Source organism: Pseudoalteromonas sp. SR41-7 (assembly GCF_014163935.1).
Lineage (GTDB): Bacteria > Pseudomonadota > Gammaproteobacteria > Enterobacterales > Alteromonadaceae > Pseudoalteromonas > Pseudoalteromonas distincta.
Map to the genome: position 1 here is coordinate 271816 of NZ_JACJEF010000003.1, position 16943 is coordinate 288758.

The following is a 16943-nucleotide window of genomic DNA, read 5'->3' on the forward strand; positions in this document are numbered from 1 at the left end:
TTTAAGTTTCGCTCGCTAAGTTACAAACATACACTTTATATGAGCGATGTTTATGCAATTAGCACACCTACCTTCATCACCCGTTTATATTCAAAATAACTCATGCTTTGTTAGTGCTCGCATTAATGATGAGCATAGAAGTGCGTTAGAAAACACAGTTAAAGAAGGGTTTTTAGTCGCTTACAACGCCACGCTTACCTCTTTTATGCCATTACTTTGCCAATATACGACAAACGAAGGGCAATGCACATTGGGTTTAAGGCAAGCAACAGCTCCTCTATTTATAGAGCAATACTTAGCACAGCCCATTGAGCATTTTTTACCTGAGAACACTCAGCGTAATAAAGTATTTGAGCTTGGCAATCTATGCTCTACACATCGCAAAGCAACGCTTGGGCATTTTATTGTTGTTAATGAAGCCCTGCAAAGTGTAGGAGCAAAACATTTAGTATTTTGCGCCACTAAAAAAGTACGTGCACTGCTGCGCTTATTAGGCGTTAACTGCACTGAAATTGCTGTGGCAAACAGTTTTGTTGTGGAGCATCCGCTAAGTTGGGGAAGTTACTACGCTAATCAGCCTACCGTATGCGTTGTGAGTTTAGAGCAAGCTCACCAACAAGTATTAAATACCTCAATGCTTTATAGTTTGATGCAGCAAAACCACTCAAATATCAATTCTTTGGTAAATGCGTTGGTGAACGTATGAATTACTATAATACCCATGCAATATCGCCATTAATTATTGCTTATAATAAAGAACAAACACTTGAAATTAACGGGGATGAGTTTAACCAGCAAATACAAAAAGTAGTAAAAATACTACATAGCTTTAACGGCAAATGTATCGCTTATAAGCTCGATAATACGCCAGCTTGGCTTGTTATTGATGCCGCTGCTGCAGTTTCTAATAAAGTGGCTGTGCCAATTGCTCACTTTTTTAGTGAACAACAAACTCAATATGTACTAGCTCAATGTGGCGCTAATGTATTTATGAGCGACACACTAAACCCTTTATTTGGGGAGCCGGCTGCATCAATTACTTTATTTGAGTGTTACACATTATATATTTACGAAATCGTTGTAGCTAACCCCGGCAGTTATTTTCCAGAAACTCAAAAAGTAACATTTACGTCAGGATCAACCGGGCAACCAAAGGGCGTGTGTTTATCTGCAAAGAGTCAAATGCAGGTAGCGCAATCTCTGTGCGATAAAATTAACATTAAAAAGCCTGTTCATTTGTGTTTATTACCACTTGCTGTATTGCTTGAAAATATAGCCGGTGTGTATGCCCCTTTAAAAAGTGGCGGTACAGTGCATTTAATGCCGTTAAATGAATTAGGCTTTGTTGGTACTGCATTAAAACAGCCCGCACAGCTTATAGCTGCTATTGATAAAGTTAAGCCAAATACGCTTATTTTAGTGCCTGAACTATTAGCATGCTTAGTTACTTTTGCAGAAGATGGGTGGCAACCGCCTAGTTCGTTACAGTTTATTGCCGTAGGTGGTGCGCTTGTCAGCGAAATGCTATTAACCAAAGCGCGTAGCTTAAATTTACCGGTATACCAAGGCTATGGGCTGTCTGAGGCGGCATCTGTAGTTAGTTTAAATACACCCACAAACGATAACATCCACAGTGCCGGCTCTGTGTTACCTCATATTCAAACCAAAATTGAAAATGGTCAGCTTTTTATAAAAGGCGATTTGTTTTTAGGTTACTTAAACCATCAACCTCACAACAAAAACCAGTGGTATGCAACCGGCGATCTAGTCGAGCAGCGTCAAAATACTTTATTTATTAAAGGCCGACTAAAAAACCTAATTATTACCAGCATGGGTCGTAACATCAGTGCCGAGTGGCCTGAATCACTATTACTCAGTCAAAGCGGTATTTTACAAGCCGTTGTGTTTGGTGAGGGGCGACCTTTTCTCAGTGCCATTATTTACGCCGATACAAAGCTAAGTAACCCAGTGTTAGCGCAGTACATTAACGAAATTAATAAACAACTACCCGACTATGCACGAATTCAAAAGTGGCATCGTTTAGCTGCCCCATTAAGTGTGCAACAAAGATTATTAACAACAAATAATCGCCCAAAACGAAATGCCATAAGTAAGCAGTACCATGCTGTGTTTGAGCAATTTTACCGACTTGGAGAAGTAATTAATGAGTGATTTTTTTAACATCCTTAAAGAGCAAACTAAACAAGAGCAAAACTATCTGCTTGCAGCGCCTATTATTCAGCGTGTTTTTAAAGGCGAAGCATCACTTGAAGAATACGCCTCGTTTTTAGCACAAGCGTATCACCATGTTAAGCACACCGTGCCATTAATGATGTCGGTTGGTGCGCGATTAACCGACGATCAAGAATGGCTGCGCGAAGCCGTCGCAGAATATATTGAAGAAGAGATTGGTCATCAAGAGTGGGTACTTAATGACATTGCAGCATGTGGGTTTGACAAAGAAACAGTACGGTGTAGTCAGCCGCAATTTGCTACCGAAATGATGGTGTCGTATGCGTACGACTCCATTGCACGTAAAAATCCGTTGAGCTTTTTTGGCATGGTGCATGTGCTTGAAGGCACTTCTATAGCGCTTGCTGATGGCGCGGCTTCAAACATTGCAAATGCTGTGGGCTTACCTAAAAAAGCATTTAGTTATTTAACCTCTCACGGCGCGCTTGATATAGAGCATGTAAAGTTTTTTGAAAACCTAATGAATCAAATAACAGACGAGACGGATCAACAAGCCATAATTCATGGTGCAAAGCGCTTTTATCGTTTATACGGCGATATATTTCGTGGACTCGATGACGAACCATTTTTTAAAGCAAGTGTACAAGGCAAATTGGTATGAGTAGTTCTTTGTGTGTGCTCACTGGTGCAACAGGCGGAATAGGGCAAGCGATTGCTAAAGCCCTATATGCAAAAGGGTGGAAGTTACTGCTTGTAGGGCGAAATACCCAAGCCCTTGAAAAACTGAGCCGTGCATGCCCAGACAGTGAAATATTTACGGGCGATTTAACCGACGATACAACACGTATTAACCTAGCAATAAAAGCCAAGCAACTCGGCGGCGTTAAATTACTTATTAATAACGCAGGTATAAATACAATGCAAAGCCTTGAGCACACAAGTAATGAGCAAATAGATAATATGCTCATTACTAATTTGTCGGTGCCTATTAAATTATGCCAGCTATTTTTAGGGCAGTTAGCGTATACCAAAGGCACTATTGTTAACGTGGGATCATCGTTTGGCAGTATTGGCTACCCGTTTCAAACGCTTTATTGCGCCAGTAAATTCGGTTTACGTGGCTTTACAGAAGCGCTCTCTCGTGAGCTTAACGGCTCAGGCATTAAAGTGACCTATTTAGCACCAAGAGCAACAGATACATCTATTAATAGCAGTAAAGCGCGGGCAATGAATAAAGAGCTCGGCAATAAAATGGACTCGCCAGAATTAGTTGCTCAAGAGTTATTAGCTCTTATAAGTTCAAACCAAACAAGGCGCTTTATTGGTTTCCCTGAAAAATTATTTGCACGCATAAATGGCGTATTCCCAAGCGTTGTTGATAACGCTATTGCAAAGCAACTTCCTAAAATTAAACGTTTTTTAAGTTAACAAACACACAAGGGCAAAATTATGTATAAATTTACACTCACATTTTATTTAATACTAACCTCTGTATTTGCAACTGCAGTACACGCAGATGAAGCGCAAGACTTAACCGATATTCAACAAAAGTGGGCAATTGCTAATTACGAACTTGAAGACGATGCGCAAATAGACGCGTTTACGCAACTAAGTGAGCAAAGCGCATTATTTGTTAAAAACTATCCAAGCTCAGCGCAAACACATATTTGGAATGGCATTGTGTTAGCTAGTTTTGCTGGCGCAAAAGGGGGCTTGGGCGCACTTGGTTTAGCAAAAGAAGCAAAAGCGTCACTCGAAAATGCACTCTCGATTGATGGCACTGCATTAAATGGCTCAGCTTACGCAAGCCTTGCAACGCTTTATAGCAAAGTACCTGGCTGGCCAATTGGTTTTGGTGATGACGACAAAGCTGAAAAATTATTTAAACAAGCGCTCGCTTTTAATCTCGAAGGCATTGATACTAATTACTTATACGGTGAATACTTGTATGACGAAGGCGATTATAAACAAGCTAAAGCACGACTACTTGTAGCACAAGCTGCTGGGATTCGTGATACTCGGGCAAAAGCAGATAAATATCGTCAACAAGCAATAAGTCAGCTATTGGCAAAAGTAGATAAAAAATTAAAAAGATAAACACATAATGCATTTATTACTCGTTGAGGACGATCATTTAGTGGCGCAAGGGCTTATTCGCTCTTTGCGCCAAGAGGGCTACAGCGTAGAGCACAGTGGCACAGTAAAGCACGCCTTAGAGTGCCTTTCTAGTGGTGAGATTGAGCTTGTTATTCTCGATTTAGGATTGCCTGATGGCGACGGTTCGCAAGTTTTAAAGCATATTAAAGCGCAAAAAAAAGTTATTCCTGTGGTTATTTTAACTGCTCGCGGCAGTATTGACGACAAAGTCCAAGGGCTCGATATGGGGGCAGATGATTACCTTGCAAAGCCGTTTGACCCCGCTGAGCTATTTGCCCGTTTACGTGTAGCAAGTCGGCGTATTAACCAAACACAATCAAGCTTATTACGCTGTGGTGATGTAGTAATGGATACCTCTGCTCATACAGTTAAACTAAGTGGGCAGTCACTTACACTACCTCGAAAAGAATACATGCTTTTAAAAGCGCTAATGGAAAATCAGGGAAGGGTACAGTCAAAACAACAACTCGAAAACAAACTTTACCAATGGGGTGAAGAAGTCGGCTCTAATGCCATAGAGGTGCATATTCATCATCTTCGTAAAAAATTCCCTAGTGATTTTATTAAAACCTTACGTGGCATTGGCTACGTGGTTGGTAAGCGTTAGAGTGTATTTGTTTTTCGAGGTTGAAAATGTCAATTCGTAAACGTCTGACCTTAATTTTACTTTCAATGATGGTGCTAACTTGCTTTTTAGCATTAGTAAAAGGCTATCAAAAAAGTATGCACCACGGTGAAAGTTTGCTTGATGATGAACTTAAAATAGTGGCTGGCGTTTTAATTGAGCAACCATTGGCACTAAGCACAGATGCAGTACAAGTAAGTAATAATAGCGCTCAGTTGTTGTATCAAATTTGGCAAAATAATAATTTACTTAGTGGCTCATCGAGTTTAACGAATAACCAAATTAGTTTTAGCGAGGGCTTTCAAACGGCCAATGTAGCAGGGCAGCGTATGCGGGTATTTGTGATGAGTAAAAACACCCGTAAAGTCATCGTTGCTGAACCTATGGCAAAGCGTTTTGAATTAGCTGAAGCCGTTATTTTATCTGCAATGTTACCTATGCTTTGGGCAGTCCCTCTGCTTGCTATTTTTATTAGCTTTTTTGTTAAATACGCATTAGCCCCTCTTACCCGATTATCTAAGCAGTTGGCGTCTCGCCAAGCGAATGACTTTACGCCAATTAACTGGCAAGTAACCGACGAGGAAATTAAACCGGTTATTAATCGTTTAAACGACTTATTTAAACGCGTAGAAACTGCCTACTTACGGGAGCGCTTTTTTGCCTCAGATGCAGCTCACGAATTACGTACCCCGCTTAGTAGTTTAAAAATTAATGTACATAATTTGGCTAATAAACAAAGTAATCTGCAAGACCATCAAGAATTACAAGCTATGTCGCAAGGCATTAATCGCTTAAGTAATATTGTTGAGCAAATGCTTATTTTAGGACGTACTCAGCCTGAACAATGGCAGAGGCAATTTAGCGAACAATCATTGCTAACGATTACTCAGCAAGTCGTATCGGAGCAATACGACAAAATAGATGAAAAAAACCAAACCATTAGTCTTGAAGGCGATGATTTTGTAATTAATGGTGATGAGTTTACATTAACCACGCTTATCGCTAATTTACTTAGCAATGCCATAAAATACACACCCAATAATGGTCAAATTATAATTAAATTAGTATCAAGTAATAACGGCTTTAGTTGGCAAATTGATGATTCTGGTGCGGGTATGACTGAAGAGCAAAAAGAGCGAATATTCAATCGTTTTTATCGAGTAGGTGGCGATCAGCATCCATCAGGCGAGCAAGGTGCTGGTTTAGGTATGGCGATTGTTCAACATATAATTGCTATTTATGGCGCAAGTATTCATTTAGCGAATAGCCCTTTAGGTGGGCTAACCGTTAAGGTTACTTTTACAGGAGTAAAAAGTGACTAAACGTTTATTTAATCAGTGCCTTTGTTGTTTGCTATTTTTGTCGTTTAACGCGGCGAGTAAAGAGTACCTTATTGTTTTGAAAGATCATTTGTTTTATCCCTCGCAAATTACCATTCCCGCGAATAAAAAAGTAAAGCTATTGATAGAAAACCAAGATAGCACACCAGAAGAGTTTGATAGCTTTGATCTAAACAGAGAAAAAGTACTCTACCCAAACCGTAAAAGCATTATTTATATAGGACCGCTTAGTAAAGGGTATTACGAATTTTTTGGTGAGTTTTCGCCCAATACAGCAAGGGGTGTTGTAATAGTTAGTGATGAGGAGGCGCAGCATGCTAATAACTAGTTTAGTCATGAGCCTTAATCAATTGCTACCTGTGGCTATTTTATTAGTGCTACTACAAGTGGTTAAAAAACAAAGCGCTTTAAAAATAGGATCTGCTTTACTAATTGGCGCGCTCATGTCGTTTATGTACATGCAAAGTGCATCATGGGTGAGCCAGTGGTTTGAACACCAAGGGCTAGAGTACTCACAAATAGGGCTATGTATTACTATATTTATAGCCGTATTAGTATTTGCAATAAAGCAAAAATCAGCGGCTTTTTATATTGTTGTTATAAGCACAATAACATTGTATTTAAGCCACTATATTATTTACCTCACCAGTTTTTGGCAAAGTAATGATGCAGGGCAAAGCTTATTTATTGGCACTTTATTAGGTGTTGGAATTTGTTTAAGTTTTAGCGTATTGCTGTACTTTTTAATGAATGCAATTAAGCACCGCTTTGGTATGTATCCGCTTTTTACTTTGCTTGCTTTTAACAGCGCGGCTAAGTTATTAGTTGCACTGGATTTGGCAAGCCAAATAGACTTAATTACCAACACCGCAACCGTGTGGGATTTACGCGATGTATTAAGCGAAAACTCTGAGCTCGGGCGCGTACTGCGTGCTCTTGTTGGTTACGAGGCTACCCCTGATCTAATGAGTGTACTTATATATAGTACTAGTAGCGTGATATTTTTATCACTTTGTTATGTTATTTCGGCTTCAATATCTAAGGAACGTGTATGAAAGCACTCAACCTATATTTAGCGCTTAGCTTTACCGTTTTTTGTTTGTTGGTACTTTCAATCCCAGCAAAGGCCGATGGAATTGTTGTTGATAAGGTATATCACCCCTATATTTTACCTTTTGAGCGAGAGTTTGAATGGCGGTTAGTGTCGCACCAAACAGATAGTGGCAACATACTAGCGCAGCGTTTGGGTGGTGGCGGTGCTATTAACGATACAATGGCACTAGAAGGCTATTTAGTTGGTGAGCGAGATGACAACGGCGACTTTGGTTTAGAAGCTTATGAGCTTGAACTACGCTGGCAATTAATTGAGCAAGGTAAATTATGGGCTGATTGGGGGGCATTATTTGAGCTTGAAAAAAAACATAATGAAGATGTGTATGAAGCAACTTCGGGTTTTGTGATCGAAAAAGAGTTTGGCAAAACAAGCTTAACTATGAATGCTTTTTTGGTTTACGAGTGGGGGCAGGATATACAAAATGAATGGGAAAGCGAGTTTAGAGCGCAATATCGCTATCGCTATCGTTCTGCTTTTCAGCCATCTATTGAGGTGTACGTAGGTGAAGACTTTGTTGGCATAGGGCCTGGGTTTATAGGTTTGCAGCGTTTTGATGGACAAAAGCAGTTAAAATGGGAAGCGGGTTTTATCACTGAGATAAGCCAATCAGAAAAAAATCATAGTTTTAGGCTCGCATTAGAATTTGAATTTTAATAACCAAGGAAAGCGGTTTTGGTTGTTTATCACTCTGATTATAGATAGGTACTTGACATATTTTAAAAAATCTATATAGTGGGCTGCAGCTAGAAAGAAAGCATGTAAGCTATAAATCTCCATTTCGATGTTGTATAAGTAATACTTGTAGTACCGTCCTGAAGTTTTTAAAGTACCATCTCATTTTTTGCTACACCCGCTCTTATGAGCATATTTTTTATTTTATATCAGGATATTACAATGTCTAACATCGTATCAGGTACAGTTAAGTGGTTCAACGAGTCTAAAGGTTTTGGTTTCATCGAGCAAGAAAATGGCCCAGACGTTTTCGCACATTTCTCAGCAATCAAAAGCGAAGGTTTCAAAACTTTAGCTGAAGGCCAACGTGTAGAGTTTACTCTTTCACAAGGTCAAAAAGGTCCACAAGCTGATAACATCACAGCTGTATAATTTTACTTTTTAAGTAAAATGAAAAAAAAGCGCTTAAGGCGCTTTTTTTGTGTCTGAAATTTGACTCAACCTAAGCTGCACCTATTATTAATGTAAGTTCATCAGTAGGTATCGTTATCATTAAATCCTTCCTTATACTTGTTTTTATATTTATCAGTCATTACGCACAGGCTGAAGATTTCAAGCTCACGGTCTACACTGAGCACTTTTCGCCATACAATTTTGAAAACAAAGCGCGTCAACTTGTTGGCATAAATCTCGATATTGTAAAAGATGTATGCATTGCGTCAGACATTACCTGTGAATTTAAAATACTTCCTTGGAAACGTGCTTACAGCCTAGTCCAAAAAGAAAAGCATTCAGGTATTATCTCTATCGCTAAAACATCTCAAAGAACGCCTATTTTTAATTGGGTAGGGCCTTTGGCATCCAGTGAAACATTTTTTTATAAACTTAAAAAAAATACTCAGTTAAAAATGAATAGCTTAAATGAAGCAAAGCAGTTTTCACTTGCTATCGTAAGAGGGGATATTTACGAATCCATAATTAAAAAAGTAGGGTTTGAAGCAGGTAAAAACCTTTTGTCCATAGGTGATGAAAAGCAATATATGCACTTGTTTTTAAATAGTAAAATAGATTTGATTTTAGGCTCTGAATACACCATTGGTTATCAACTTTCGCCTTTTGGGTATAGTGAAGACGATGTCGTTAGGCTGCAGGAATTACCATTACCTGAGATAGCAGGTAACTACATCGCGTTTAATAAATCAGTACCCAATTACATTGTAGAGCGTTTTAATAGGGAGTTTGAAAAGCTTAAAAAGAAGGATAACTTTTCGGCTTATAAAAAACGTTATAAGCGCTAATGTTAGTACCAGTAAGGCAGCCCTTTCTTTTGCTTTATTTTTAAAAATGCAGCTTGCAGTGATTCTATTAAATGCATATCTGTTTTTTTATTCGCAGCTAAATAAGCATCAATTGTTAGCTCATCTATTTTATAAATAAACTTTAAGTGTGCTGGTTTGAGCTTTAGATAATCACTCATCTGCTGCATATATAAAGGATCGTCTACAATTAAATCTACTTTTTTAGCGAGTAGTAAAGAGTATGACTTTTGAATATCAGAGGTTAAAACAACTTCAAACCCCAGTTTTGCGAGGGTTTGTGTTGAAAAATCATTGCGCTGCATAGCAATTTTGTACACTTTGGCTTGTTCAGTAGTGTTTATAATAAGATCATCTCGCTCTGATAGGCCAATAAAGCCTAGTTCAAAACGTCCGACAGGTCCTATCCAATAAAATTTGTCTTCTCGCTCTACAGTGCGTGCAAGGCTGTATATAAAGGTATTTTTAAGCTCATCTGCAATTTTATAAGCACGTGCCCAAGGGTACATTTGAATGTTAGGTGTTAGATCAGCCTCAGCAAATATATCCCTAATAAATTGAGTACCTTCACCTGCTACCTCACCATCAATCAACACCTGGTTTGGCGGTGCTAACTCTGTAACAACAAGGATGGGTTCTTTTGCTTGAACATACACAGAGCAAATTAAAAAAAGAGAATAAAGAATATATTTCACAATAGCGGATCGTTAGTCGGTTAGCTTAAGTAATATAAGTGTGGCTGAAAATACGAAAAACACAAAAAATATTTATGTGACTTTGTTACTAAGATATTGGTTTATTTGAGTTATATATAACCATAAATAAGGTTAAATAGCTTAAAGGTGGGGGAGTGTATAAATGTGGAAGGCCTAAAACGATAAAAGGGCCTTGCGGCCCTTGGTGAAGTATCGTTCAAGTCAGATAGAGCTTTAACCCCTTAAAGCGCTATCCTCTTGTTTTGCAACACCGGTGTTCATCTCAATAAGTTTCTAAGCTAGCGAGAGGAAAAACCCAGCAATTGCTGCGCTCATAAGGTTAGCCATAGATCCTGCTAACACTGCTCTGAGCCCTAAGCGTGCGATATCCTTCCGCCGACTAGGCGCCATACCGCCTAACCCACCTAGTAAAATGGCTATCGATGATAAGTTAGCAAAGCCACATAGAGCAAAAGTAACAATTGCTTGTGTGTGCGCGCTTAACGTATCGCGATAATTTATAAAGTCTAAGTAAGCAACAAACTCGTTCACTACTATCTTTTGACCAATAAAGCTGCCGGCTATAATTGCTTCATCCCATGGCACACCTAGTAACCATGCAACAGGAGCAAATACATAACCTAATATTTCTTGAAGCGTTAATGTTGGGTAATCAAACCACCCACCAATACCACCTAATAAACCGTTTAGTAGTGCAATTAGCGCTACAAAAGCAAGTAACATTGCACCTACATTAAGTGCTAAATGCATACCGTTTGCTGCACCTGATGCAGCTGCATCAATTACATTTACAGGCTTATCTTCGTCATCTAAATCTAAATCAGCTAAGTTATCTTTAGGCGTTTCAGTTTCTGGCACAATCATCTTGGCCATTAAAAAACCACCTGGAGCAGCCATAAAGCTCGCTGCTATTAAATACTTAAGATCTACGCCAATAATAACGTAACCGGCCATTACAGAGCCTGCCACAGTGGCTAAGCCACCTACCATCACTGCAAACAATTCCGATTTAGTCATTGTTGCTATAAATGGCTTAACTATTAGCGGTGCTTCAGTTTGGCCAACAAAAATATTTGCTGTCGCTGAAAGCGATTCTGTGCGAGAGGTTTTCAATAATTTTTGTAAACCGCCGCCTAAAATCCTAATTATCCAATCCATGATGCCAAGGTGATACAACACAGCAACAAGTGCTGAGAAAAACACGATAACGGGCAAAACTTGAATCGCAAAAATAAAACCTAATGTGTCTTGTGAGGCAAGTGGGCCAAACAAAAACCCAATACCGTCGTTTGCATAACCAATAACCGACGATACGGCTGCTGACATGCTCGTTAACACATTTTTTCCTGCTTCAAAAAACAGGACAAAACCGCCAATAACTACTTGCATCGCAAATGCTATACCAACGGTTCTTAAATTAATTGCCTTGCGATTAGTTGATGCCGCAAAGGCAATGCTTAGTAGCACACACATGCCCACTAAGCTCATAAATGTTGTCATACAAATGTTTCCCGTTGTTATTCTTGTAGTAAATATTTTATCTTACTTTTTATTATATCAATCGCAACGCGGTTCATACCGCCTCGAGTCACAACTAAATCTGCGTTATGCTTAGAAGGCTCAATAAATTGATAAAACATCGGTCTAACAGTTGCTTGATACTGCTCAACAACAGATTGTAATGTTCTGCCTCGTTGCTCCATATCACGTTGCATACGACGCATTAAGCAAATATCTAAAGGCGTATCTATAAACACCTTAATATCAAATTCTTTATTAAGCGCTTTGTCACTCAATAATAAAATACCTTCAACAATGAGTATTTTAGCAGCAGGCACTCGGCGAGTTTTCTCGCTACGTGTATGCTGTGCATAATCATACGTTGGTACTTCAACTGAATTTCCACTACGAAGCTGTGTTAAATGCTCAAGCATTAACGCATGTTCAAATGCATCAGGATGGTCGTAATTCGTTTGCGTACGATGCGCCATCGGTAAATGCGACTGATCCTTGTAGTAAGCATCTTCTTCAATAATGGCGATAGCGCCTGGTTCAAGCTCATTAACCAATTCATTGTATATAGTTTGGCTAAAAAGAGATTTGCCCGACGCAGACGCGCCTGCAATAGCTATAATAGTAGTTCGTGTCACTAAAGTTCTCACCCACACAGAAGGATATATTGTTGGTAGATCACAATAGCAAAAAAGACACGATTAATCTCTTTTGCTTCGCTTAAGAATGCAAATTTATAATGTTTAGGTTTTATGAAACAGGACTTTTGTCCTGTACGGAAAAATCGATCAGCGGATAAAGTAACCACCTAGAATCAAAGTGAGATCAAAATGGCAAGAGCAATTATCTTAATGGCAGATAGCCTAGGAATCGGTGCAGCACCAGATGCAGATAAATTCGGCGATCTTGGGGCTAATACATTCGCTCACTTACTAAAAGCATATTACGACGAAACAGGCGCTGCATTATCGCTTCCTAACCTATCAAAACTTGGGTTAGTGGATGCATGTGAAGCTGCCGGTGGAGAACCGTGTTTAATTTCAGACCGCCAAGCTTCTCAAGGGGCATGGGGTTACGCTAAAGAATTATCTAGCGGAAAAGACACGCCATCAGGTCATTGGGAAATGGCAGGAGTACCTGTGTTATTTGATTGGGGATATTTCCCAAAAACACAGCCAAGTTTCCCACAAGAATTTATAGACGAGTTTATAGCTCGTACTGGTATTCCTGGCATTTTAGGCAACTGCCATGCATCGGGAACAACCATTTTAGAACAGCTAGGTGAAGAGCACGTAAAAACAGGTAAACCAATCTGTTACACCTCAGCTGATAGCGTGTTTCAAATAGCCGCGCATGAAGAGTCATTCGGCCTAGAGAAGCTTTATCAAGTTTGCGAAATCGCACGGGCGCTACTTGATGAAATGAATATAGGACGAGTGATTGCGCGGCCATTTTTGGGTTCAAATAGCCAAGACTTTGCTCGAACGGGTAATCGTCGCGACTATTCAGTGCTTCCGCCAGCACCAACATTGCTAGATGTGTTAGCAAAAGACGGCGGCGAAGTAATTAGTATTGGTAAAATTTCAGATATTTACGCGCATCAGGGCATAACCCAAAAGCATAAAGCACCTGGGCTTATGAACTTGCTAGAAAAAACCAGCGAAGTAATGAAAAGCGCACCAGATCATAGCTTAATCTTTACTAACCTAGTTGATTTTGATGAAAAATTTGGTCATCGCCGTAACCCAGTAGGTTATGCAAAAGCATTAAAAGAATTTGATGACTATTTACCAACTATACTAAAACAGTTAAACGCAGATGATATATTAATGATCACTGCAGATCACGGTTGTGACCCAACCTTTCCAGGTTCTGAGCACACTCGCGAATACGTACCGGTTATTGCATATAAACCAGGTATGAGTAACACACCTCTAGGTGAACGCAACAGCTTTGCAGATATCGGTCAAACACTGGCACAGTGGTTTAACTTATCTGCGCTTGATTACGGCGACAGTTTTTTAAATGAGCTAACAACGCCAAATAAAAAGGAAAACAATTAATGAGTACTCCGCATATCAGTGCAAACGTTGGTGATTTCGCCGAAACAGTATTAATGCCAGGCGATCCGCTACGTGCGCAATATATTGCTGAAAACTTTTTAGATGATGCAGTACAAGTTACAGGTGTTCGTAACATGTACGGTTTCACTGGTACTTACAAAGGTAAGCCAGTAAGCATCATGGGTTCAGGCATGGGCATTCCATCAATGTCTATTTATGCACGTGAGCTAATTGTAAGCTTTGGCGTTAAAAATATTATACGTATTGGTACGTGTGGTGGTATTGGCACAGATATCAAAATCCGTGACGTAATTTTTGCACAAGGTGCAAGCACAGATTCAAACGTAAACCGTGCACGTGTTCGTGGCTACGATTTTGCTGCTATTGCTAACTTTGACCTACTTTTAAACGGTGTAAACGCCGCTAAAGAGCTAGGAATAGAAGCAAAAGTAGGTAACGTATTTACAACCGACACTTTCTACCAAGCAGACGACTCGTTCTACAAAGACTTAGACAAGTTAGGCATGCTAGCAGTAGATATGGAAACAGCCGGTTTATATGGCGTTGCAGCTGAATACGGCGCAAACGCAATGGCATTATTTACAGTAAGTGACCACGTAATCACCGGTGAAGCAACACCTGCTGATGAGCGTCAAAGCACGTTTAACGAAATGGTTAAAATTGCATTAGAGTCAATAGCTTAAATAATACATAACAGTTCCTTGGTAACGTATTCACTAAGTTTTGGAGACACGCCCAAAGTGAAGTGAGACTAACCTCCAAAGCCGCATTTTATGCGGCTTTTTTTATGCCTGAAGAAAACTGATTGCAGCTTCTAATTACTTATACCAATTCGCTTAATTAAGTGATCTATTTTGAGGATGGAAAAACGTGTTGATAGCTAGGCAAAAAATTCGCTATTTAGTTGTTCTAAATGAGAATTTTTTAACGCAGGTAGCGACACGTTTAGCCCCTAAAATGATTAAGTATTATTTCGGGTTGGTATTAATTCAACCATCTAAAAACTGCGTTTTTAAACGCCTGCAAGCAGCGCGTCTACAGGTAAATTAAACTGCTGAGTGTAAGTTTTCCACGTAGGCGCAGAGCTTGCTCGCGCGAGAAGCACTTAAGCTAACTACTCTAAAAGCGCAGCATCTCTAAACCTATTTGTGTATAACAGCCCTAAAAAACAATATGCACGCAGAGAAGAAAAGGAGGAGCAAATGAGAAGAGCAAAACCAATGCTGACTCGGCATTATAAAAGTACAAGCGTTGCTTTAAAAGCTTGTAACCTGCGCGAATAGCTGTGTTTATACCAAGTTTAGAGTATGACTTGTTGCTCATGTTAGAAGCACAGTTTCTGATTGTTTTTATTATTTTAACTTCTAAGCTCTTCTCTAAAAGCGCAGCGTCTCTAAACCTCTTTGTGAATTAATCACTTTTGATCTTAGCTCTACGCTAGAGCTGAGTTTGTAGAGCGCAGTTAAGCTTCTAATTACACAACAAACTTTACCTTTAAAAACAAAAAAAGGGCCAAGGCCCTTTTTTATGGTGTTGCGCCTAATCATACAGGCCAAATTCTGAGTGCTTAAACAACTTCACCAGCCACTATCGTATTAAAGCTGTCGTTGTCATGCAGGCTTGCAAATGCGCTCTCATGTAATAATTCATTACGTAAGTTTGGAGAGTATTCAAGTGCCATTTTAATATCGGCTAAGGCATCAGCATGCTTATGTGTTAGTGCATAAGCACATGCTCGTTGCCAATAGGCATAACCATAGTCACTATCTATATCAATAGCTTGATTACACAGCTCAATGGCTTGTGCTGTTTCATTAATTTCTAGTAGTGCATCGGCTTTATAAGCAATGGCTTCCACATCTTCAGGTTTGCGATTGAGTATTTCGTCAAAAATTTCAATTTTATTTGCAAAATCACTTTCTAGGTTTGCGCGCATCCACAACGAATGAACTTCGTTAGTCACCGATATGCGCTCTTGGTTGCTGAGTATTTCTTCTGAGCGAACGCGTAGTTTTTCTTCAAGAATTTTTAATCGGTCTTCATACTCGTCTGTAATTACACTCACACGCGTATTTACAATATCTTCTACTTTGTTTTTAACATCGCGCAACGAGTTCCAACCCACTAAAACTAAAATCGACGCCGTAGCGGTAATTATAAAAAACACATTATTAATGGTGTCTGTAGTGTACGTTAATGCGCGATCGGCAGTATCAAGCTGCGCATGAGTAACCTGCTTAGTTACATCTTCACGAAGCTTTTGCTGATCTTGCCTAACTGCTTTTAGCTCATCTAATATGTAGCGCTCCATTAGCGGCTTATACATAGGCTCTTTGAGTTGTTGAAGAGCTTGTTGCTCTTGTTGTGCTGTAGGTGAAGCTGGTTGCTTTTCAGCAGAGTTCACTATGCCTGAAAACAAATTTAAACAAACAAAAAGTACAGATAGGTAATAACGCATTGGTACGCCTAATTAAATTAATTACTGTAATAACTTTAACATGCAGGGCTTAATGGCACTAGGGCGTGTTGTTCTTTGTGGATTAAAATTGACCTAATTTAGATAGGAGCAATAGTTGTAAAATTTATTTAGCCTAGTGAGCTTAGCAATAATAGGGTAAAGCGTGAGCATATTACCCATGCTCAGGTAATTTGAGTAAAAATAGACAAAAAAAAACCAGCTCAAGGTGAGCTGGCAAAAACTGCTTAAAACAACAATATGTCGTAGGGATTCACAGGAGAACAACTTCATACTAACTGAATCTTTATGAACAAATACTTAATTTAATTCAACTAGTTAAAAATATAAGAATACTCAAAGTATTCGGTTTATAAAGTAAAGGTGCATTGGGCTTAAGTAATGCACCTTTATCATTATAACTATCTAACTACAATTTCATGGTGAAGGGGGGTATTCCAATGTGCGCTTTAGTAAACTAAAGCCACTTTCAAACCCTTCACATACCATTACGCCGAAATTTTTCAATTCGATCACAGGTCTAGTAAAAAGATCAAGGTTAATTCACCGATATTTAAATTTTTATTTTGCGTAATGCTTTATATGCGCGCCATCTGACTTTTTTACTATTATTTTAAACGCGACTTTAAGCCTATTGTTAAATACATCATTAACGTAAGGGCAATCAAAAATATAAATTGGAGCAATCGTTTTAAATAGTATGTTGAGGCTGGCGTAGCATAATTTATACGCCTATAT

At 39.1% G+C, this 16943-nt stretch carries 18 protein-coding genes; 14 read left to right on the plus strand and 4 right to left on the minus strand.

Annotated features, from left to right (window positions below):
* Positions 1-52: 52 nt before the first annotated feature.
* From H5092_RS05790 to H5092_RS05845, 12 genes are all read left to right on the plus strand, one after another.
* The gene (locus H5092_RS05790) at positions 53-706 is read left to right on the plus strand and encodes a thermostable hemolysin (protein WP_182733088.1); all 654 of its coding nucleotides are present in this window, start codon (positions 53-55) and stop codon (positions 704-706) included.
* A complete protein-coding gene (locus H5092_RS05795; protein ID WP_182733089.1) occupies positions 703-2172 on the plus strand; it encodes an AMP-binding protein in 1470 nt (489 codons plus the stop codon). The genes H5092_RS05790 and H5092_RS05795 overlap by 4 nt, the downstream gene beginning before the upstream one ends.
* The gene (locus H5092_RS05800) at positions 2165-2854 is read left to right on the plus strand and encodes a TenA family transcriptional regulator (protein WP_182733090.1); all 690 of its coding nucleotides are present in this window, start codon (positions 2165-2167) and stop codon (positions 2852-2854) included. The genes H5092_RS05795 and H5092_RS05800 overlap by 8 nt, the downstream gene beginning before the upstream one ends.
* Complete coding sequence (locus H5092_RS05805; RefSeq protein WP_002959137.1) at positions 2851-3621, plus strand: SDR family oxidoreductase; 771 nt, start codon at positions 2851-2853, stop codon at positions 3619-3621. Before H5092_RS05800 ends, H5092_RS05805 begins: the two co-directional genes overlap by 4 nt.
* Before the next feature lie 21 nt (positions 3622-3642).
* A complete protein-coding gene (locus tag H5092_RS05810; RefSeq protein WP_002959134.1) occupies positions 3643-4290 on the plus strand; it encodes a hypothetical protein in 648 nt (215 codons plus the stop codon).
* 7 nt (positions 4291-4297) lie between these two features.
* Positions 4298-4957, plus strand: coding sequence for a response regulator transcription factor (locus tag H5092_RS05815; RefSeq protein WP_024605199.1), 660 nt, complete (start codon positions 4298-4300; stop codon positions 4955-4957).
* Between the two features lie 26 nt (positions 4958-4983).
* Positions 4984-6297, plus strand: coding sequence for an ATP-binding protein (locus H5092_RS05820; protein ID WP_182733091.1), 1314 nt, complete (start codon positions 4984-4986; stop codon positions 6295-6297).
* Entirely contained in the window at positions 6290-6643 is a 354-nt protein-coding gene (locus H5092_RS05825) for a cupredoxin domain-containing protein (protein WP_024595839.1), read from the plus strand. The genes H5092_RS05820 and H5092_RS05825 overlap by 8 nt, the downstream gene beginning before the upstream one ends.
* Positions 6630-7370, plus strand: coding sequence for an iron transporter (locus H5092_RS05830; RefSeq protein WP_182733092.1), 741 nt, complete (start codon positions 6630-6632; stop codon positions 7368-7370). Before H5092_RS05825 ends, H5092_RS05830 begins: the two co-directional genes overlap by 14 nt.
* Complete coding sequence (locus H5092_RS05835) at positions 7367-8083, plus strand: hypothetical protein (protein WP_182733093.1); 717 nt, start codon at positions 7367-7369, stop codon at positions 8081-8083. Before H5092_RS05830 ends, H5092_RS05835 begins: the two co-directional genes overlap by 4 nt.
* Positions 8084-8323: 240 nt before the next feature.
* A complete protein-coding gene (locus H5092_RS05840) occupies positions 8324-8533 on the plus strand; it encodes a cold-shock protein (protein ID WP_002959120.1) in 210 nt (69 codons plus the stop codon).
* 152 nt (positions 8534-8685) lie between these two features.
* Positions 8686-9399, plus strand: a complete 714-nt coding sequence (locus H5092_RS05845) for an ABC transporter substrate-binding protein (RefSeq protein WP_241764502.1) — start codon at positions 8686-8688, stop codon at positions 9397-9399.
* A 2-nt stretch (positions 9400-9401) separates the two neighbouring features.
* Here the strand turns inward: H5092_RS05845 and H5092_RS05850 are convergent, their stop codons facing one another.
* The 3 genes from H5092_RS05850 to udk form a co-directional block, all read right to left on the minus strand.
* Positions 9402-10112: an ABC transporter substrate-binding protein gene (locus tag H5092_RS05850; protein WP_080945063.1), complete on the minus strand. Its 711-nt coding sequence runs from the start codon at positions 10110-10112 to the stop codon at positions 9402-9404.
* Between the two features lie 294 nt (positions 10113-10406).
* Positions 10407-11633 (minus strand): NupC/NupG family nucleoside CNT transporter, encoded by a 1227-nt coding sequence (locus H5092_RS05855; RefSeq protein WP_039488805.1) that lies wholly within the window; start codon positions 11631-11633, stop codon positions 10407-10409.
* Positions 11634-11650: 17 nt separating this feature from the next.
* Entirely contained in the window at positions 11651-12283 is a 633-nt protein-coding gene (udk, locus tag H5092_RS05860; RefSeq protein ID WP_024596281.1) for a uridine kinase, read from the minus strand.
* Positions 12284-12475: 192 nt separating this feature from the next.
* On the opposite strand from udk, the gene H5092_RS05865 reads away from it, so the two are divergent.
* Together H5092_RS05865 and deoD are read left to right on the plus strand one after the other, a co-directional pair.
* Positions 12476-13708, plus strand: coding sequence for a phosphopentomutase (locus H5092_RS05865; RefSeq protein ID WP_024596282.1), 1233 nt, complete (start codon positions 12476-12478; stop codon positions 13706-13708).
* Positions 13708-14412, plus strand: coding sequence for a purine-nucleoside phosphorylase (gene deoD / locus H5092_RS05870; protein WP_024596283.1), 705 nt, complete (start codon positions 13708-13710; stop codon positions 14410-14412). Before H5092_RS05865 ends, deoD begins: the two co-directional genes overlap by 1 nt.
* Before the next feature lie 884 nt (positions 14413-15296).
* On the opposite strand, the gene H5092_RS05875 is transcribed toward deoD, so the two are convergent.
* Entirely contained in the window at positions 15297-16187 is an 891-nt protein-coding gene (locus H5092_RS05875; protein ID WP_024596284.1) for a TPR end-of-group domain-containing protein, read from the minus strand.
* Positions 16188-16943: the final 756 nt, after the last annotated feature.

Coding starts and splice junctions, on each gene's coding strand:
- H5092_RS05820 (WP_182733091.1), top strand. CDS start 4,984: ATGTCAATTCGTAAACGTCTGACCTTAATTTTACTTTCAATGATGGTG.
- H5092_RS05790 (WP_182733088.1), top strand. CDS start 53: ATGCAATTAGCACACCTACCTTCATCACCCGTTTATATTCAAAATAAC.
- H5092_RS05865 (WP_024596282.1), top strand. CDS start 12,476: ATGGCAAGAGCAATTATCTTAATGGCAGATAGCCTAGGAATCGGTGCA.
- H5092_RS05875 (WP_024596284.1), bottom strand. CDS start 16,187: ATGCGTTATTACCTATCTGTACTTTTTGTTTGTTTAAATTTGTTTTCA.
- deoD (WP_024596283.1), top strand. CDS start 13,708: ATGAGTACTCCGCATATCAGTGCAAACGTTGGTGATTTCGCCGAAACA.
- H5092_RS05800 (WP_182733090.1), top strand. CDS start 2,165: ATGAGTGATTTTTTTAACATCCTTAAAGAGCAAACTAAACAAGAGCAA.
- H5092_RS05805 (WP_002959137.1), top strand. CDS start 2,851: ATGAGTAGTTCTTTGTGTGTGCTCACTGGTGCAACAGGCGGAATAGGG.
- H5092_RS05795 (WP_182733089.1), top strand. CDS start 703: ATGAATTACTATAATACCCATGCAATATCGCCATTAATTATTGCTTAT.
- H5092_RS05835 (WP_182733093.1), top strand. CDS start 7,367: ATGAAAGCACTCAACCTATATTTAGCGCTTAGCTTTACCGTTTTTTGT.
- H5092_RS05855 (WP_039488805.1), bottom strand. CDS start 11,633: ATGACAACATTTATGAGCTTAGTGGGCATGTGTGTGCTACTAAGCATT.
- H5092_RS05830 (WP_182733092.1), top strand. CDS start 6,630: ATGCTAATAACTAGTTTAGTCATGAGCCTTAATCAATTGCTACCTGTG.
- H5092_RS05815 (WP_024605199.1), top strand. CDS start 4,298: ATGCATTTATTACTCGTTGAGGACGATCATTTAGTGGCGCAAGGGCTT.
- H5092_RS05810 (WP_002959134.1), top strand. CDS start 3,643: ATGTATAAATTTACACTCACATTTTATTTAATACTAACCTCTGTATTT.
- H5092_RS05840 (WP_002959120.1), top strand. CDS start 8,324: ATGTCTAACATCGTATCAGGTACAGTTAAGTGGTTCAACGAGTCTAAA.